General features: G+C 73.3%; 1 protein-coding gene. It reads right to left on the bottom strand.

Annotated features, from left to right (window positions below; translation table 11 throughout):
• Positions 1 to 3,160: tubulin-like doman-containing protein (locus QCN29_RS36590; RefSeq protein WP_279933570.1), on the bottom strand; the 3,160-nt coding region annotated here is incomplete at its 3' end.
• Between the last annotated feature and the right edge of the window lie 200 nt (positions 3,161 to 3,360).

Below are 3,360 nucleotides of genomic sequence, written 5' to 3'. Positions count from 1 at the left end.
GCGGGCCGTCGTCGGCGACGCGCGGGCCCGCCCGGTGTCCGGCGTGGCGCGCGTGGAGGGCCGCCAGCGAGGGCCGGGTGGGCCGGGACGCGCCCGGGAAGCGCATCTCCAGCGCGCCCTTGAGGGTCTCCTCCCAGAAGTGCCGGAGCGGTACGAGCCACTCCTCGTCCTCGCCCGGGTACCGGTCGGACAGCTCGTCCAGCAGGGCCTTCTGGCGCGGCGCGACCTCGCGCACCAGCGTGGTGAACAGCTCCGACGGGGGTACGGGCGTGGTGGCGAGCCCGGTGGGCTGGGTGCGCATCAGCCGGTCGCAGAAGTCCTCGATGATCTGTCCCTCGTCCAGCAGCGCCCAGCGTTCGTACGCCGCGAGCAGTCCGCCCCAGCTGGAGACCGAGCCGTCGAACGGCTCCAGACGCAGCGTCATGCTGGCGGAGCCGCCCTCCTGGAGGCGGATGCGGATCAGCTCCGGGGAGGTCTCGGGTCCCTCGTAGGAGACCTGGCCGTTCCACATGGCGCACAGGATGCGGTGCAGTATCCGCTGCCGGTCGTCCTCCGTGCTGGCGAGCCAGTCGTCGCGGTAGCCGAGCCGCTGCCGCCAGTGCAGGAAGTCGTCGGGGCCGGACGCGTCGCGGGCTTCGGCCCAGAGCCTGAGGACCTGCCTCACCTCGGAGACGTCGGTGAGGCTCATTCCGCTGCGGAACAGCACGACGGTGACGGACTCGGTGTCCACGGCCCGGAACTCCTGGGTGGCTGCGGGGTCGCGCGGCAGCGCCAGCTCCTGGCGCAGATACTGCTGGGCCCGTGCGTCGCCCTCGCTCTGCGGATGGACGACGAGGACCTTCAGCGGGCCGCTGCCGTCCGGGGTGAAGCCGACCGGCAGCAGCCCGGCGAGCTGGGAGCGGAACTGCTCCAGCCAGCGCGGGTCCACGGCGGCCTCGGCGTCCTCGTCGCCGGACGCGGCCCGCAGCAGCATCGCCATGGACGGCAGCAGGGGACGCTCGTTGAGCACGCTGGCCTCGCCGAACAGGCCCTTCACCCGCTGCTCCAGGACCTGCTTGATCTCCTTGACGGCGGCGCGCGGGGAGCGGCGCGCCTCGTCCAGCGCCCGATGCCAGTCCTCCGGCTGGATCAGCCGGGCGACCAGGGCGGCGGGGCTGGTGTTCTCCGCCAGGCCCTCGTGCTGGAGGAGGCGGTTGAAGACGTCGTCGTAGAAGGTGCGGAGGTTGCTCTGCGGCGGCAGCAGATACGACACCCCGGTGCGGTCGTCGCGGTACAGCTCCTTGCGGCGCTCCTGGAACAGCTTGCGCTCGCCCTCCTCGTGGGCGCGCAGCGCCCTGCCCAGTTCGCCGGCCTCCCGCAGGGCCCTGACCAGCGGGGGCCGCCAGCGGTTCTCGTGCTCCTTCCAGGCCCGGTGCCACAGCCGGTTGGCGCGCCAGCGGTACCAGGCGTCCTGTTCGTCCAGGGCGTCCTGGACGTCGGGGTCTCCCCAGCGGGCGGGTACGAGGCCGCCCATCGCGCCCTTGACACGCGGGATCTGGGGGGCGGTGGGCTGGATGCCGTCGGGGCGTTCGGGGTCGTTCTTGCGGTTCTCCAGCATCCCGGCGAAGCCGGCCTCGGCGGCGCGCTTGGGGTGGCCGGGCAGCCCGCCGAGCACCCGTTCCAGCTGGAACGGGCCGACCAGGCCGAGCAGTTCCCGCGCGCCGGTCTGCGGTTTGAAGTCCTCCACCAGCCGCGGCATCTCCCGGTCCAGCTCGCGGTCGAGCCGGCCGAGCCGGTCCTCCATGTCTCCGATGCGGTCGCGCAGCGCCTGGCCGATGTTCCGGCTGCCCTTGGGCAGCGGGTCCGGCGGCGGGACGTCGGGGGCCTCACGGGTCCACAGCCGGCCGACGGCGGAGCGGTCGAACATCTCCCTGACGCGCGCCGCGCCGTCGTCGTGGGGCCGCTGGGCGTCCTCGATCATCCCGCGGACGGCGTGGGCGAGCAGCCGCCCGGCGACGATCTCGGCGAGGTCGTCGACGGGCACGGTGAGGGAGGCGGCGAGGCTGGTGGACATGCCGCGGTAGCCGATGCCGGAGCGGGCGGGGGTGGAGCGCTCCACGCTCTTGTTGACGAAGCTGGCGGCGAACGACTGGTAGTCGTCCTCGGTGCGGCCCTGGACGCTGTCGTCGGTCAGTTCGGTGCCGATCAGCGACATCACCATGGCGGTGATGGAGCGGCGCAGGTCCTCTGGGCGGATGACGGCGGGCCTGCTGAACAGGAACGCGGTCTGCACGGTGGAGGGCCGCAGGGCGACGACGCCGTCCTGCGGATAGCGCACGCTGAGCGAGCCGCGCTGGTCGACGTCGCCGAAGTCGCTCAGGGCGTCCGGGACGTTCTGGTCGTCCACCAGCCGGGAGAGGTCCACCAGCGCACGGGCGGAGTTCAGTTCGGCCTCGCGTCCGCCGCCCGCCTCCAGCGGGAAGGCGGACGGCATCACGACCAGCGGGTAGATCTTCACGCCCGGCACCTTGGAGGTGCGGAACACATGCCCGATGAGGTGGATGAAGTCGTAGAAGATGCCGGCGCCGGTGCCGCCGGCCACCGAGAAGGCCACGAAGACGTCGCAGCCGCGGATCTGCCGGCCGCCGAGGTCGCGCAGGTCGCCGGCGGCGTTGCTGATGGCGCTGACCGCTTCGCGCAGCTGCCGCACCACCGGTTCCAGTCCGCCGCGGAGGGTGGCGAACAGCGCGGCCCTGCCGACCGTGGGCAGCTGCCCCGCGCCGTTGTGCAGGGGTGCGACGCGCGGCTGCCGGTCCTGGGGCGGCAGCCAGTCGCGGGTCTCCTCGTGGAGGGCGACCCGCAGCATCCGGGTCACCTCGGGCGAGCTGTCGTATCCGGTGGGCAGCAGATCGTGGATGATGCGCGAGGTGCGGGCGTAGGCCGCGCCCTCCACGCCCTTGGCGCTGAACTGCGGCAGCTTGTCGAGCTCCGCCTCGCTGAAGTCCGCATACACGAACTGCAGATAGTCCGGCAGCTGGAAGGGCGCGCGGCGACCGGCGGCCACCAGGGACGTGCCGTCGGGGCCGCACAGTTCACGGCGCAGGCCGCGCTCCAGCTCGGCCCCGATCCGGCCGCCTGTTCCGCCCAGGCCGACGAAGAGCATGGGCTGGTAGATCTTCATGTCGTCTCCCACGTGGGCCGCGCCCGCGGCCCGTCGTCACTCAGAAGTCGGGGTCGAAGCGGCGGGTGCCGACGGTCTGTTCTCCGGTGTCCTCGGGGCCCGCGCCCGACGGGCCCGCGCCTGAGCCGCCCGCGCCGAAGGGGCTGGTTCCGTTGGCCGCCGCGCCGCCGCGCCGGCGGTCGGACCAGCGGCGGCGCCCG

This window comes from Streptomyces chengmaiensis (assembly GCF_029846775.1).
Taxonomy (GTDB): Bacteria; Actinomycetota; Actinomycetes; order Streptomycetales; family Streptomycetaceae; genus Streptomyces; species Streptomyces chengmaiensis.
Note: the sequence above shows the minus strand (reverse complement) of the source record. Positions and strands in the feature narration are given on the sequence as shown.